This window comes from Virgibacillus sp. L01 (assembly GCF_052246775.1).
GTDB lineage: Bacteria > Bacillota > Bacilli > Bacillales > Amphibacillaceae > Lentibacillus.
Genome location: NZ_JBQQCP010000011.1, coordinates 1 through 15,157, shown reverse-complemented (window position 1 = coordinate 15,157; position 15,157 = coordinate 1). Strand labels below are relative to the sequence as shown.

Sequence of the window (15,157 nt, the reverse complement as noted above, 5' to 3'; positions counted from 1 at the left end):
AAAATTTTTAAAAAAGCGTTTTTGTCACGTCCGATTTTTTTAGAAGCCTTGGTTTTTCACAAAGCTTTACTTTTGATAAAACTTAGTTACGCTTATATAGTACTTATCTGCTTAGAAAACTTGGCTTATCGTCAAGCCTTAGTTGCACTATGCAGAAAGTAGCTGGGACAAAAGTATTTAAGTCAAAGTAAAATCCGAACTATAATTCAAATTCTTGAAAATGAATTCGAATTAGTTCGGATTTTTTGTTGCAGATTAGATATAAAATGCGAAATAAATGCAGTAATAAAATCTATAAATTCTCGTCCCTCCGTCCGGGTTCTCTACGGGCGGATGCTTTCCGCGGGCACGGCCTTAGCCTCCTCGAGCAAACCACTCTGCGGGGTCTTCGGACACGTGCTGTTCCCGCTGGAGTCACCGCCCTCCGTTCACCCGGACTAGTGTAGTGCTATCACATAATTCTTCTATTGCGACTCTTCCTTCAGTCAACAGCGTAGGAAATACACGGAGATTCCTGTGGGAGCTGAGGCCTAGATGAGACTACGTAGCGACGTAGGAGCAAGGAGGCTCATCAGCCGCCCTTGGTGCGCGGAGTGTATTTCCGAAGCGGTGTCATAGCACTCAGCATGTTAGTTCGCAGTTTATATCAATTACGTACTAGATAAAACATTGATAATGAACGTTCCAAACACCTTATCCTGTTATTATTCATGTCCCAGCCTCTTTCGGCCAAACAAAAAATGCCTAGGCATCCGTTAATGCCTTGCATTTTTTAAAATAAACTCATTAGATTTCAAACTTTGAAGCTGCGCGTGTTCTTTCTTTCACTTTTCGTCGACTAATTCACCTTCTTCGACCCTTCCCAGTACATTTCTCTTAAGCGATATTTCTGCAATTTTCCTGTTGCTGTTTTCGGCAATGCTTCCACAAATTCAACTGCTTTTGGTGCTTTAAAATGAGCCATATTAGACCTGCAATGGTTTATAATTTCCTCTTCAGTCACATTCGTATTTGGATACAACACTACAATAGCTTTAGGAACCTCGCCCCATTTCTCATCAGGTATTGAGATAACAGCAGTCTCCATAACAGCCGGATTTTTATATAACACACCTTCTACCTCCGTGGAAGAAATATTTTCACCACCAGAGATAATCAGATCCTTAGCGCGATCCCGAATTTCGATAAACCCATCCGGATGGGTAACCGCTAGATCTCCTGTATAAAACCATCCATCCTTAATTGCAGCAGCAGTTTTTTCTTCATCCTTATAATAGCCCTCCATCACAACGTTTCCACGCGTAATAATTTCTCCTAATTCTTTCCCATCCCAAGCAACTTCTTCGTCATCTGAATGGACCACCTTGGTTTCTCCATTAAAAGCCAACTCAATCCCCTGTCTTGCCTTAATTGTCGCTTGCTCATCAGCCGATTTTGAATCAAATTCTTTTTTCCATTCACAATATAATATAAAAGGTGAAGTTTCCGTCAAACCGTAAACATGGATCATATTTAACCCTAATATATCTTCCGCTTTGTTAATAAGAGCCGCAGCTGGGGGCGCGCCAGCTGTCGCCATACGCGGGTGTGTCTTAATGTTTGTTTCCTTTGCTTTTGGTTCATTCACCAGCATGTTTACAACAGTAGGGGCACCACATAACAATGAGATATTTTCTTTTTCAAATAAGTCGAGAATTTGAGGCGGATCGACCTTCCTTAAACAAACATGAGTTCCACCAGCTGCCGTAATGGCCCATACGCCCCCCCAACCATTTGCATGAAACATCGGTAAAGTATGAAGATAAACATCATCGTGATTTACACCAAGATGGTACATGAAATTAGCTGCATTGATGTAATTACTTCGATGAGTCAACATCACACCTTTAGGTTTCGAAGTCGTTCCGCTCGTATAATTTAACGTTAGAAGCTGATTTTCATCAACTTCAACAAATGGAGGTTCAGTGTTCTCTGAAACATGTAGAAGAAATGCCTCATAATCCACACCTTTTAAAGTCGTCTCATGCCCTGGTACAGAAACAATGACAATCTGTTCCAACGAAAGATTATCTTGAATTTCCTCAATCGGACTACAAAACTCCTCATCAACGATTAACATTTTCGCATCACTGTGATTGATAATATATTTCAAGTCTTCGGCAGTTAAACGATAATTTAAAGGAACCATTGCAGCCCCAAGCTGACAGATACCATAAAAACTCTCGAGCATATAGTGCGTGTTGGGCAGCATTACTGCAACATGATCCCCTTCTCGTATGCCTGTTTCATGTAAAGCCATAGAAAGCTTGTCGGTACGCTCTCCAAATTCCCTATACGTAAACTGCTTATCCCCGTCGATGACCGCAGTTTTTTCTGAATAGTATTTCACCGCTCTCCGTTTCCAATCAAGTGGGGTTAATGCAGAAAACATAATAACCAGCTCCTTTATTATTAAATTTATTTACTCGAACTTACAAATAAATAATGAGTTTAATCGCATGAATCGCTTAGCTCATATGTTTCTAGTTTATTTCTATCTCTGCTACCATTTCTCTTCTAGTTACTATCCGAAAATTCCTTCTTTTAATCATATTAAATTGTTTCAGCCATTTATAAACCTGATGAGTAACTTTTTAAAGTAAATTGAATAGAGAATGCATCTTCGTAACCTCAATGAGGACACGTGAGCTACCCGGAAAAATATCTATTCGTAATAACCTTTGTGTTCATTGACTTTAAAGCTGTAATCATGCTATCTTTTGATGGTATAATCAATAAGTGAGAGAATTTTAAAGGAGAATTATTCCGATGTAAATCAAAAATCCCCTATCGTAACTAGCGTAACTATAATTGAACAATTTAGAATGGAAGGGATTTTGTTATGAGTCTAAACGACGAAGTTAATAAACGAAAAACGTTTGCGATTATATCTCACCCGGATGCTGGGAAAACAACTTTAACAGAGAGGTTACTTTTGTTTGGGAATTTAATTCGCTCAGCCGGAACCGTTAAAGCTAAAAAGTCCGGTAAATTTGCAACATCAGACTGGATGGAAATAGAAAAACAACGTGGAATCTCGGTAACATCAAGTGTAATGAATTTTCCATACGATGGATTTCAGGTAAATATTTTAGATACACCTGGACACGAGGATTTCAGTGAGGATACGTACCGAACACTCACTGCAGTAGACAGTGTTGTCATGATTATTGATGCAACAAAAGGGATTGAAGCACAAACCAAAAAACTATTTAAAGTATGCCGTATGCGTGGTATCCCAATTTTCACCTTTATCAATAAGTTGGATCGTGAAGGAAGAGAGCCATTTGATTTATTGGAAGAAATTGAAGAAGTATTAGATATTGAGACCTACCCGATGAACTGGCCAGTAGGAATGGGCAAACGATTTCTAGGTGTTTTTGATCGCCATAAAAAGCAATTTGTCCAATTTAAGGGTAACGAGGAAGAGGTCTATATACCATATGAGGAATTGGATAAACCTGAACATCAGGAACTCGTATCTAATTCCACTTTTAAAGCAACAGAAGATGAGCTTGAATTATTGGATGAAGCGGGAGATGATTTCTCGTTAGACACTGTTTTATCAGGAAGACAAACCCCTGTATTTTTTGGCAGTGCCCTAGCACCATTTGGTGTAGAAACATTTTTTGATACATTCGTATCCATGGCACCTTCACCTAAGCCAAGAAAATCTACAGAGGGACTCATTCAGCCTGATAATCCGGACTTTTCAGGATTTGTTTTTAAAATACAGGCAAATATGAATCCTGCCCACCGTGACAGGATAGCTTTCTTACGTGTATGCTCGGGTAAATTTGAACGCGGAATGAGTGTTAATCTGGCAAGAACCAATAAGCCAATTAAACTGGCACAGTCACAGCAATTTGTTGCATCCTCAAGAGGGACAATTGAAGAAGCATATGCCGGGGACATCATTGGGATATATGATCCAAATGCCTATCGAATTGGCGACACATTAATTGAAGGCAAAGAACACTTTGAATATGACGAGCTGCCTCAATTCCCACCAGAACTGTTCAAAAAGGTAACAGCCAAAAATGTAATGAAGGCGAAGCAGTTTAAGAAAGGCCTCGAACAGCTTGTACAGGAAGGTGCAATCCAATTATTTAAAAGACACCGTACTGAATCCTACATCTTAGGGGCAGTAGGTGAATTGCAATATGATGTCTTCAAATACAGAATGCAAAATGAATACAATGTGGAAGTAGAATTAGAGTCAATTGGAGAGCGAATCCCCCGGTGGCTTAAGGTTGATCAAGTTGACGAATCAATCTTTGATGAGCGGAATATCCTCGTCAGAGATCGGGAAGATAATCCTATTGTTTTATTTAGAAATGAGTTTGCACTGCGTTGGTTCACAGATAAACACCCTAAAATAGAATTAATTGATTTGTTTGAAGTTAACCAATATGATCAAACGTATTAATATTTCAGCCGTTACCATAAGCCCTGCTTCCGGTAACGGCTGATTTATTTACAGTTCTATTTACTCTTTAAGATATGGATTTATTTTATCGATTAGATTTTGGAGTTCTACAGACTGATTGTAATACATTTGCTTAGCATTATGGTCATTAGTCTGAATCGCAAACCCCTCCAGGTCAGCCTGTGTTTTTCTTAATTGCGCTGCAAGAAGAGGCCTTTGCTTAACTTGTGGTCTCTTTTCTTCCTCATTATACAAATCAACATAAACACTTCCCTTTGAATCAATTTGGGCTAAAAATACGTCACTAAAATTCCCGGCACCTTGTTTTAGAATTTCACCAAGAAGCCATTCCTCCGAATAACCAAGATAATTCAGCCGCTTCGATAATAATCTTCCGTCGACAATTACCAATGATGGTGTATGCTCCGATTCGACCGGCAAACCGATATCTTTTGGTGTTAAAGGATTATATTCTGTCTTTTTCATCACTGTTATAACACCACTTGTCTCCAGTGTTGCCATTTCAACATCCGCTAATTTAAAGACATCCTTCTCTCGTAAACCCTGCATTAAGTCATCAAAGGTTATCTTCACTTTAAATAAATTTTTTTCCAGTACATTCCCATTTCTAATTAATATTGTTGGACTTCCTTCTACAAGTTTTCTGAACTTCAATGACTTTAATGCACCAAAAACGACCAGAGTACTCAAAAGCGTAAATAAAATTAATCCTATTATCGCATCCATTGACTGCATAGTAGTGTCGATAGCTAATGCTGCAGCCATATTCCCTATGGAAATACCTGTAACATAATCAAAGAATGTCAGTTGAGCAATTTGCTTTTTTCCAAGTAGTCTAGCCAATAACAAAATAAAAAAGAAGGCAAATAAAGTGCGAACAATTACTATTGTATACTCAGACATGTAGATCCTCCATAAACCAAATATGTCATATCTTTTATTATTATGGTTAAGTTAATTAAAAAAGATACAAGGAGTACAAGTTATGAAAATACCAAAAGTAGCAGCTATACTTTTCCTTTGCTTCACAATATTATTCGGATGTTCAAACGAAACAATTCAAAACCTGCCAATATCACAAAAAGCAACGGAAATTGAAAACCTGATTAATCAGGCCAAATGGGATAAGGCTGTGCATGAAGCAGATCTGATCCAGGGTTTATATAAAGATAATGAATGGAAATACCAGCTATATGGTGATGAGACAGAATATAATAATTTAAATGAAGAGATTCGAAAGTTAAAAGTTTCCCTGAAAGAAAGGGATAAAACTGAGGCTAAACTAAATATAGTGATGATAGAAAACTGTATTGAATCACTGTACTTCAGATAATTAACTAGTATCCTTAAAACAGTTATAAGCTATTCATGTCATGCTTAGAAAATTTGGCTTATCTCAAGTTTTAATGCTAAAGCCTTAGTTGCGCTTTATGCAGTAAGAAAGGATTTATACTTTCTTACCTGCCTAAAGACGCTAGGTAATAGTGTATATCGTTATTGTATACTGCACCAATTAGGTTATAATAATTGTAGTGCTCGTTCATCAAAGGAAGTGAATTACATATGAATAATGACTACAACAAAGCCATGCTATTTAAGCAAGTTAATTACTCAGCTGACGGTATACATATTCTGAAAAATATTACAGGATCGATACCTGAGGGGAAAATAACAACACTAATAGGGCCTTCTGGGTCGGGGAAAACTACTTTATTCAAATTGTGCAATGGTCTACAGTCACCGGATTCAGGCGATATTTATATAAAAGGCAAACCCATTGATAGCTATGATCCGGTCAATTTACGACGTAATGTTGGAATTGCTCTGCAAAACGCTGCAATGACCAGTGGAAGCGTGATGAAAAACCTTTCCCTTCCTTTAGAACTGCAGGGTGAGAAATTATCTGAGGATCGTGCAAAGGAATTACTGCATCTTGTCGGATTGAATAAGGATTCACTACAGCGAAATACCAAGGATTTATCAGGGGGACAACGACAGAAAATATCAATTGCCCGAACTCTTGTAAACAGGCCAAAGATTTTACTGCTTGATGAAATCACATCCTCGCTGGATAGTGTATCAAGACAAGATATTGAAGAACTTATTACTAAAATTAATCATACGTACGATACGACGATTTTCTGGATAACACACAATCTGCAGCAGGCAATGTCAATCGGTGATTATACATGGGCCATGATGGACGGAGAATTAATAGAAACTGGCGAAAGTGACTTTTTAAAAAATCCAACTGATGAAAGAATGAAGAACTTTGTTAGGGGTGAAGTGGAATGAGCTTTCTTGCGTTATCCATTGCACTTCTTTTCGTAATTATTCCACTCGTGTTATCCAAAGTATTAAATCTGGGTTTGGAAAAGGACACTGCCGTTGCAGTGGTTCGTTCCATCATCCAATTGCTCGCTGTTGGGTACGTTCTTCAATTCGTATTCAATACCGAAAACATCATCTATATTTTATTAATGATCCTGCTTATGATTGGAGCTGCCACACAAAATGCCAGGAAAAAAGGAGCGTCTATTCCAGGCATCACATGGAAGTTAATCGTAACCTTTGTGTTTATTGAAGTTCTGACACAGAGTATTTTACTTGGTCTGAATATCACGCCTCCTACACCACAATACGTTATCCCAATTAGTGGAATGGTGATTGGAAATTCAATGGTTCTGTCAATTTTATTTCTTAATCGCTTTACATCAGAAATTGAAACACATCAGGATGAAACAGAACTCATCCTATCGCTCGGCGGGACACCCAAACAGGCGATTCATACCCAACTAATCACATCTATTCAAGCGAGTACAATCCCTACTATTGAAAGCCAAAAAACAATTGGGCTTGTACAGCTTCCGGGGATGATGAGCGGGCAAATAATTGCAGGAGCTGACCCTGTTCAGGCAGTATTATTTCAATTACTCATATTATTCCTGCTTCTGACTACAGCTGTTATCACGAGCATCATGCTTGGTTATTTATCATATCCAACACTATTTAACCAACGTATGCAACTATTAAAGGAAAACATTCAAAAATCGTAGTAAATAAAGGAAGAGGCTTACCTTATGTAAGCCTCTAATTGCATATATATATTTAAGCTACGACATTATAGCCTTGATCTTCAATTGCTTCGTGCATATCTTTCACATTAACAAGTGCATCATCATAAGTGACATCGACTTTACCAGATCCTAAATCCACTTCTACACTTGTTACGCCATCCAATTCTTCAAGTGCACCTTTAACGGATGATTTACAATGACCACATGTCATACCCTTAACATCCAGTGTGATTTGCATACTATTTCCCCCCTTCCCCAAAATACTTTATAACTATATCTTAACTCGCTTCAATCGAAGTGAGTTAGAAACAACACTGACCGAACTTAATGCCATAGCGCCACCAGCAATCCACGGTGCCAACAATCCGATGGCAGCTATTGGAATGCCAGCACTATTGTAGGCAAACGCCCAGAATAGATTTTGCCGAATATTTTTGATTGTAGCTTTACTGATTTTAATTGCTTTTGGTATCAGCAGCAATTCACCGCCTAGTATTGTTACGTCTGCAGCCTCAATCGCAACTTCTGTACCAGTACCAATTGCAATGCCAATATCAGCGATTGCCAAGGCAGGTGCATCATTGACACCATCACCAACCATAGCTACCTTTTTACCAAGCAACTGGACTTCTTTTACTTTATCCGCTTTTTCCTCAGGTAAAACTTGAGCGATAACCTGATCGATACCCACCTGTTTTGCAATTGCCTGTGCAGTTCGTTCATTGTCGCCTGTCAACATTATAACTTCCAAACCTTGCTCCTTCAATTGACTAATAGCTTCAACAGCTGTTTCCTTAATTGTATCTGCTACCGCGACAATTCCACGATATTCACCATTTACAGCTATCAGCATAGCCGTTTTACCATCCGTTTCATAACCTGTCATTTCTTCTTCAGATTGAGCAATATCAACACCATTTTCGGTCAGCAATTTTCTGCTACCTACAAGTATCTGATTGTCGGAAATTACAGCATTTATACCTTGGCCGGGTACTGCGGTAAAACTTCTTGTATCTGTTAAATCCACATTTTTTTCTGTGGCATACGCAACAATTGCTTCTGCTAAAGGATGTTCGGAACCTTTTTCTGCACTGGCAACTAATTTTAGTGTTTCCTCATCACCAGTAAAATTGGTTACTTCCGGTTTACCTTTTGTAACCGTTCCTGTTTTATCCAAAATAATCGTGTCCAACTGATGTGTTCGCTCCAAATGCTCGCCACCTTTGAACAAAATACCAGATTCAGCAGACTTACCAGTACCTACCATAATGGAAGTCGGCGTTGCAAGGCCTAAGGCACAAGGACATGCAATAACAAGCACTGCAATGGCTGCTACTAATGCAGGTTCAAATGCACCTGGGGTTACAAATGAAATCCAAATTACAAATGTCAAAACTGCGATGCCTACAACAATTGGAACAAAATAGCCTGAAATAACATCCGCAAGGCGCTGAATTGGCGCTTTTGTAACCTGAGCATCCTCTACCGCTTTTACAATCGATGCAAGAGCTGTATCTTTACCCACTTTAGTCGCTTCCATTTCAACCGTTCCATTTTTGTTCATTGTCGAACCAATCACATTTGATTGTTCATCTTTTTCAATTGGGATAGATTCCCCTGTAATCATTGATTCATCAACTGATGTCTTTCCTTTAACAACGATTCCGTCGACAGGAAATTTTTCACCTGGTTTTATAGTTAAGTGATCACCGACTGCCACATCTTCAACTGCAATCATCACTTCTTCACCATTACGGATAACACGTGCCTGTTTTGCTTGCAGATCGAGCAATTTTGATAATGCAACAGTCGTTTTACTTTTCGCATTTGTCTCCAGATATTTGCCAAATAGAATTAATGTAATTAATATTGCACTTGTCTCAAAATAAAGATGCGGCATATACCCTGGATTACCAATTGTTTTAAATGCTTCGTATAAACTGTAAAAATAAGCGGCACTTGTACCCAGGGCAACCAACACATCCATATTTGCTCCACCATTGCGCAAATTTTTGTAAGCACCAACATAAAATTGCCAGCCAATAACGAATTGGACAGGTGTTGCTAATGCAAATTGGAACCACGGATTAAGCAGAATAGCTGGTACGTTAATTCCAGCTAAATGAACAAGCATCGTTATTAAAAGCGGTGCCGAAAGCAAAGCAGAAACAATAAGTTTTGTTTTCATCTGATTTAACTGCTCTTCCTTCTGTGTCTTTTTGTCTTCCTGGTTCGCTTTTATTTTAGCATCATAGCCAAGTTTCTGAATCCTGCCAATGATATCAGCTTCTTCCATCAATCCTGGGTTATATTCAACAGCAGCACTTTCGGTAGCCAAGTTTACACTGGCAAGCTTGACACCGCCTTGTTTATTAAGCACTTTTTCAATTCGATTAGAACAGGCTGCACAAGTCATGCCATAAACATCTAATTCAGCCTTTTCAGTTTGAACGCCATAGCCTAACTTTTCAATCTTAGCAGATATATCATCATAGGAAGTTGTGGATGGATTATAGTCAACCGTTGCTTTTTCGGTTGTTAAATTGACCTTTGCTTCCACACCATCCATTTTATTTAAAACTTTTTCAATTCTGTTGGAACAGGCCGCACAAGTCATGCCCGTCACCCCAAGTTGTGTATGTTGATATTCTTCTGACTCACTCATGAAAATTCCCCCTTTACTTGGAAAACTGTTTCAAAACCTCCAACAGCTCATCAATTGCTTCATCTCCATTGCCAGATTGCATCGCGTCACTGACACAGTGCTTTGTATGACGCTCTGCTATAGAAAACCCTACTTTTTTCAAAGCAGCATTAATAGCACTAATTTGAACCAATATATCTATACAATATCGATCTTCTTCAACCATTTTTTGAATACCTCGTACTTGGCCTTCAATTCGCTTTAGCCGGTTAGCAACAGCCTGTTTCTCCTCTTCTGTTCGAGGTGTAACCGGATGATCATGCATGTATTCTCCCAATTTATTCACTTCCTTTCAATCTTCAATTCCAATATACCCCCCTTGCGTATTATTGTCAACAGTTACATTTTTATCAAAATAAATATGATTATAAAAGATATCCACATATATATAACATACTTCATTTTACATTTATACCCTCGTATGGTATTGCATATTGATGACTGCCGATGAATACAATACTATTGGACAACTTTACGATCGGAGTTGAACATATGTCAATTGGATTATTTTTTATAATAGGAACGTGTTTCATTCAAGTACTGGCAATTATCACGTATATTTCTTACTACCGTAAATGGGTATCTCAAATGAACGGGATGATGATTTCCATGTCAGTTGCTATGATGGTTGGTATATTAATGGGAACAATTCTAGGGGTTTTCAACCAGGGGGATCTATTTGGCTCAACCATTTACTCTGTCCTGCTCAGCTTATTAGTAGGGTTCATTGCTGGATTACCTGTTGGATTGCCAGCTGTCATCGATGGCATGATATCTGGACTAATGGGAGGTATGATGGGGGCAATGCTTGGGGATATGCTTGGAATGGCCAGACCTGATACCACTATTAAAATTATGGCACTTATCGTGACCATGATTTTGCTGCTGGTTTTATACACGGCAGAAGATCAAATACGTAAAAAATCTGGCCAAACCGTTTACTCTTTTTTCAAGTATCCTTTTGCTCTTCTATTCATCATTGCTGTTCTATTTATCGGATTAACAAAATTGGAAATAAGATAAAACAGGGTTTGCTAATAGTGAACTACCCTATCACTCAATTATTATTCAGGATGCTGATGTCTGGGATGTTCACCTTTCCAGGGCTATTCTACATTTCCTCTTTAATTCCTTTTCTTACAAGAATCCAATTAGCAGGATAACTGGTTAGGAATCCCAGAATCATTGCAATTTGCATCATGAACCAATAGGATGCCTCATTTGGTTTTGGCGGCTGAGCAAATAGCACATAATGAACAATTGCCATCCACCCGAACATCCCAATTTCAAAGGCTATTAAAGACAGAGTATCAGCCTTAATAGCAGCTTTAATTGATCTAGCTATTCCCTGCTCATTATTCATGGGATATATAGCATAAAACTGAAACACAATCCCAAATATATACGCCAATATAAATTCAACAACAAAATGAGCAAATAAGGTAGAACCAATAACAGCCATTCCTGTTAGTGCTACAATTGGTACACCTGCTGCGTCTCCAACAGTGCATCCGGCCGAACAATGGCTAGTGGACACAAATACCCTTGCAGGTCTTCCGCGATGGTCTTTATCCTTTATATTCTTTGCTTTTAACCTACCCCATTTAAAATAGGTCCATAATGCAAATGGGCCAAAAAACCACCCATTTATCGGCCAAACCACATTCATTATTTTCATCATCTGTGGATGTCTAATAACATCAATGACAATGATCAATGAACAAATCAGCCCAATTATTAACGCAATCCATGAAACAATTGTTATGAGCATATTATCACCTTATCCTGTTAAAACATTCTGCTTGATTAATACCCGGCAGAATACAAAATAAACGTTTCATGTGAGTTAATGGAACAACAAAAGGACTATCAAAACTTAAATAGTCCCTGGATTACTTTATCATATATTTCTACTGTCTCAGCTTAAACTCTTTCCTAAGCAGTTGTTCTGCTTGTGGAAAGGAAAGACCCATTTTCCAGCCACCCATTCCATATAGATTATAGTCTTTCACAAGGCGGTATTTTGCTAAAATTGACCTCGCATCCTCAAACCATACTTCATGCCGATCGCCATTTTTATCTTTATATCTAAACCAAGGCTGATGAGTTTCCTTGTTATAATGAATGACTGACCCATGATCAAGAGCTAATTTAATTGCATTTTCCTGGGCATATGCACTCCCATTTTGCTCTTTATTATCAATATTCCAGTCATATGCATACATAGGAATCCCAAGAATGATTTTGGAACGCGGAACTGCAGAAATTGCATATTCGATTGTTTCCCTTACCTTTCCCAGGGGAGCGATGGCACCGGCAGGACCTCCAGACCAATGCCAATCATAAGTCATAAGAAACATAGAATCCACGGTTTTTCCAAGTGTTTTATAATCATAACCAGAATAATAGTCCGGATAACGGTCCCCTTGCATTGGTGGCAACGTCACATTAACTTTCATACCAATCGGATGAAGTTTAGCTGTAAGTTCCTTTATAAATTGATTAAAATTCTCACGATCATTGTTTTTAATTCCTTCAAAGTCAATAATGGCTCCTTTATAATCATTTTCATGCAGAACAGCATAAATATTATTAATCAGCTTCCCTCGGGTTTCTTTGTTACCTATTACTTGGTGAGCTAATTCATCGTCAAATCCGTTAGAACTTAAATTTGTTATTGTTGCATATGGAATTAAGTTATTTTTCCATGCTGTTTTCACAGTAGCCTCACCGGGCATTTTGCTGAGATTCCCTTGTGAATCGGGATGGTATTCAAAAAAACCGACTGTAGATATAAGTTTTTTATAGTGCTTTAATAATGATTTACTTGCTTTTTTTCCTGCAGGCACCATAAAAGCACCAGTAAATATTTCTTTTTTTGGTGTAGAAGGGATAGTTAATTTTTGGTTAGGGTATAGATTATTTTTCTCTAGATCATTTGCGGACTTTATCTTTTCAATTGAAGTTGAATGACGCTGTGCAATTTCCCAAATACCTTCACCTGCTTGAACAATATATTGATTACCTGAAATTAATAACGGTAATCCAGGGGTAATTACATCTTTATATGGCAGACCATTGGAGTTTACTATCTCCTCTACCGATGTTCCATATATATTTGAAATTCCCCATAAGCTTTCCCCTTTTTTCACAACATGAATGACACTTGCAGAGGTTACTTGGGGAAGAAGTAAAATACATACAATTACAGTAATTATGATATTAGTTTTAAGCATCATTACGCTCCTAATAAGTTTATACCTATATTGTCTCTCTCATCTACTAAATCATGTATAGGATTAATATTTGTTAGAAGTTTGTGTAATTGCTATGTTATTTCAAATCTCATATGTAACGCTAAAAATGAGTTGTCTCTGTTTTTTAAGGGTTTTATGGGGTTATGGTATGTTTGTAACTTAGACTGGTAGGATTATATTAGTAAGGAAATGAAGTACTGTGAATTGGAATGAGGATCTGTAATCAGCTAAAATGAATCCTCATTCCGCTAATTAGCAGAAAAGATGCTCTCGGAAGGGTAAGGTGGATCCTCGTTCCGTTAATAGCTGAAAATCAGTCAAATTTGAGGCAAAAATAACAAATAGCGGAATGAGGATCCGAACCCAAGCTTAAAACAAGGGTTTTGAAGGAAATAACGGAATGAGGATCCGCCAAACTGTCGAAGCAGACCCTCGTGCCGTTTAAAAATAGATTTTTCAACAATAGGGGAGAAATACATGCTAAATTATAATATGATTTCTAATGCAACTAACATTTATTCTTCCAAAACTAACCCCTGTTATGAAACTTTAATTTTCACTTACATAAGTTCCACCTACCATATCGTGAATTGCTCTTCTGTCTTCTCGTAATATTACCATAAAAATACTTACTACTAAGGATATTCCAAGTGTGACAATACCAATAAGGTGAAAACCTACAATCTCTCTTAAAAAGGTATTGGAAAGTTTAATATTGCCACCATCTGTTCGTTTTAATTTGATATCACAAATTCGTTTACCCATAATATATCCGGCCCATAACACAGGGATTACAATTAAGTATAATGTGTAAAAAAAATCCCAAATCAAGCCTTTATTCCAAGCAATACTGTAATCACCTGTAAAAACATAAAATAAACCACCAATTAAAACTGAAAAAATGGTAACATCTAAAAGCCTTGCTAATAATCTTTTACCAAATCCAGCATAACTTTTCACAATAGTTCTCCCCTTTGTCGTATATTTTTTTCTTGAAAGATTGCTTGTTGAACTCCCTAAACCAACCTGCTATATCTGGTATATTTAGTTTAACAGAAATATTCAGACTACGTTCTAACATTAAGCGACAACTAGTTATTTTGCACACGAATCTGTAGGTCAAAATGCGGGCTAGCACTGAATTAAAAATACTATTGTACCAATAAAAATAACCATCAATTTGTTGACAAAATGATGGTCACTCTTCTTTTACCTTTTTAATGTTTTAATAAAGCTTAAGTTTTATTATACTTCCTTAATCAGAAAACTTGGCTTATCTCCAAGCATTAAAAAGCCAGGATATGATTATTCATATCCTGGCTTTTTATCATTTGCCTGGCGGCGTCCTACTCTTGCAGGGGCAAAGCCCCAACTACCATCGGCGCTGGAGAGCTTAACTACTGTGTTCGGCATGGGAACAGGTGTGTCCTCTCCGCTAATACTACCAGACCTTTAGATGTTTTGTATTTAAACAGTACATCCTTGATTTTAGGTTTTAAAAATTTATACCCTAAAAACTAAATAAGAGCTCTACATCAACATTCCATCAGTATTAATTAGTTAAGTCCTCGATCTATTAGTATCCGTCAGCTCCACGTGTCACCACGCTTCCACCTCGGACCTATCAACC

The 15,157-nt window shown here is 37.8% G+C and carries 13 protein-coding genes and 1 rRNA gene; 5 read left to right on the top strand and 9 right to left on the bottom strand.

Going from position 1 to position 15,157, the window contains the following annotated elements:
- Nucleotides 1-838 precede the first annotated feature (838 nt).
- The gene (locus ACTWQM_RS17120) at nucleotides 839-2,431 is read right to left on the bottom strand and encodes a long-chain-fatty-acid--CoA ligase (protein ID WP_443259378.1); all 1,593 of its coding nucleotides are present in this window, start codon (nucleotides 2,429-2,431) and stop codon (nucleotides 839-841) included.
- A 450-nt stretch (nucleotides 2,432-2,881) separates the two neighbouring features.
- Between ACTWQM_RS17120 and ACTWQM_RS17115 the strand changes: the two genes are divergently transcribed.
- A complete protein-coding gene (locus tag ACTWQM_RS17115) occupies nucleotides 2,882-4,468 on the top strand; it encodes a peptide chain release factor 3 (RefSeq protein WP_443259377.1) in 1,587 nt (528 codons plus the stop codon).
- A 60-nt stretch (nucleotides 4,469-4,528) separates the two neighbouring features.
- On the opposite strand, the gene ACTWQM_RS17110 is transcribed toward ACTWQM_RS17115, so the two are convergent.
- Nucleotides 4,529-5,392, bottom strand: a complete 864-nt coding sequence (locus tag ACTWQM_RS17110) for a DUF421 domain-containing protein (RefSeq protein WP_443259376.1) — start codon at nucleotides 5,390-5,392, stop codon at nucleotides 4,529-4,531.
- An 82-nt stretch (nucleotides 5,393-5,474) separates the two neighbouring features.
- On the opposite strand from ACTWQM_RS17110, the gene ACTWQM_RS17105 reads away from it, so the two are divergent.
- The 3 genes from ACTWQM_RS17105 to ACTWQM_RS17095 all read left to right on the top strand — a co-directional run bounded on the left by ACTWQM_RS17105 (nucleotide 5,475) and on the right by ACTWQM_RS17095 (nucleotide 7,545).
- Nucleotides 5,475-5,822, top strand: coding sequence for a DUF4363 family protein (locus tag ACTWQM_RS17105; protein ID WP_443259375.1), 348 nt, complete (start codon nucleotides 5,475-5,477; stop codon nucleotides 5,820-5,822).
- A gap of 230 nt (nucleotides 5,823-6,052) precedes the next feature.
- Entirely contained in the window at nucleotides 6,053-6,784 is a 732-nt protein-coding gene (locus ACTWQM_RS17100) for an ABC transporter ATP-binding protein (RefSeq protein ID WP_443259374.1), read from the top strand.
- Entirely contained in the window at nucleotides 6,781-7,545 is a 765-nt protein-coding gene (locus tag ACTWQM_RS17095) for an ABC transporter permease (protein ID WP_443259373.1), read from the top strand. The genes ACTWQM_RS17100 and ACTWQM_RS17095 overlap by 4 nt, the downstream gene beginning before the upstream one ends.
- Nucleotides 7,546-7,597: 52 nt before the next feature.
- Here the strand turns inward: ACTWQM_RS17095 and copZ are convergent, their stop codons facing one another.
- The 3 genes from copZ to ACTWQM_RS17080 are packed head-to-tail and all read right to left on the bottom strand — an operon-like array spanning nucleotide 7,598 to nucleotide 10,535.
- Nucleotides 7,598-7,804 (bottom strand): copper chaperone CopZ, encoded by a 207-nt coding sequence (gene copZ, locus ACTWQM_RS17090; RefSeq protein ID WP_443259372.1) that lies wholly within the window; start codon nucleotides 7,802-7,804, stop codon nucleotides 7,598-7,600.
- Nucleotides 7,805-7,837: 33 nt separating this feature from the next.
- Complete coding sequence (locus ACTWQM_RS17085; protein ID WP_443259371.1) at nucleotides 7,838-10,231, bottom strand: heavy metal translocating P-type ATPase; 2,394 nt, start codon at nucleotides 10,229-10,231, stop codon at nucleotides 7,838-7,840.
- 13 nt (nucleotides 10,232-10,244) lie between these two features.
- On the bottom strand, nucleotides 10,245-10,535 hold the full coding sequence (locus ACTWQM_RS17080; protein ID WP_443259458.1) for a metal-sensing transcriptional repressor: 291 nt from the start codon (nucleotides 10,533-10,535) through the stop codon (nucleotides 10,245-10,247).
- Between the two features lie 182 nt (nucleotides 10,536-10,717).
- Between ACTWQM_RS17080 and ACTWQM_RS17075 the strand changes: the two genes are divergently transcribed.
- Nucleotides 10,718-11,293: a hypothetical protein gene (locus ACTWQM_RS17075; protein WP_443259370.1), complete on the top strand. Its 576-nt coding sequence runs from the start codon at nucleotides 10,718-10,720 to the stop codon at nucleotides 11,291-11,293.
- Nucleotides 11,294-11,381: 88 nt separating this feature from the next.
- On the opposite strand, the gene ACTWQM_RS17070 is transcribed toward ACTWQM_RS17075, so the two are convergent.
- The 4 genes from ACTWQM_RS17070 to rrf all read right to left on the bottom strand — a co-directional run bounded on the left by ACTWQM_RS17070 (nucleotide 11,382) and on the right by rrf (nucleotide 14,976).
- Nucleotides 11,382-12,041, bottom strand: a complete 660-nt coding sequence (locus ACTWQM_RS17070; RefSeq protein WP_443259369.1) for a DUF4396 domain-containing protein — start codon at nucleotides 12,039-12,041, stop codon at nucleotides 11,382-11,384.
- 139 nt (nucleotides 12,042-12,180) lie between these two features.
- Nucleotides 12,181-13,506, bottom strand: coding sequence for a glycosyl hydrolase family 18 protein (locus ACTWQM_RS17065; RefSeq protein ID WP_443259368.1), 1,326 nt, complete (start codon nucleotides 13,504-13,506; stop codon nucleotides 12,181-12,183).
- Nucleotides 13,507-14,076: 570 nt separating this feature from the next.
- Entirely contained in the window at nucleotides 14,077-14,487 is a 411-nt protein-coding gene (locus ACTWQM_RS17060; RefSeq protein WP_443259367.1) for an RDD family protein, read from the bottom strand.
- A gap of 373 nt (nucleotides 14,488-14,860) precedes the next feature.
- Nucleotides 14,861-14,976 (bottom strand): 5S ribosomal RNA (gene rrf / locus ACTWQM_RS17055).
- Between the last annotated feature and the right edge of the window lie 181 nt (nucleotides 14,977-15,157).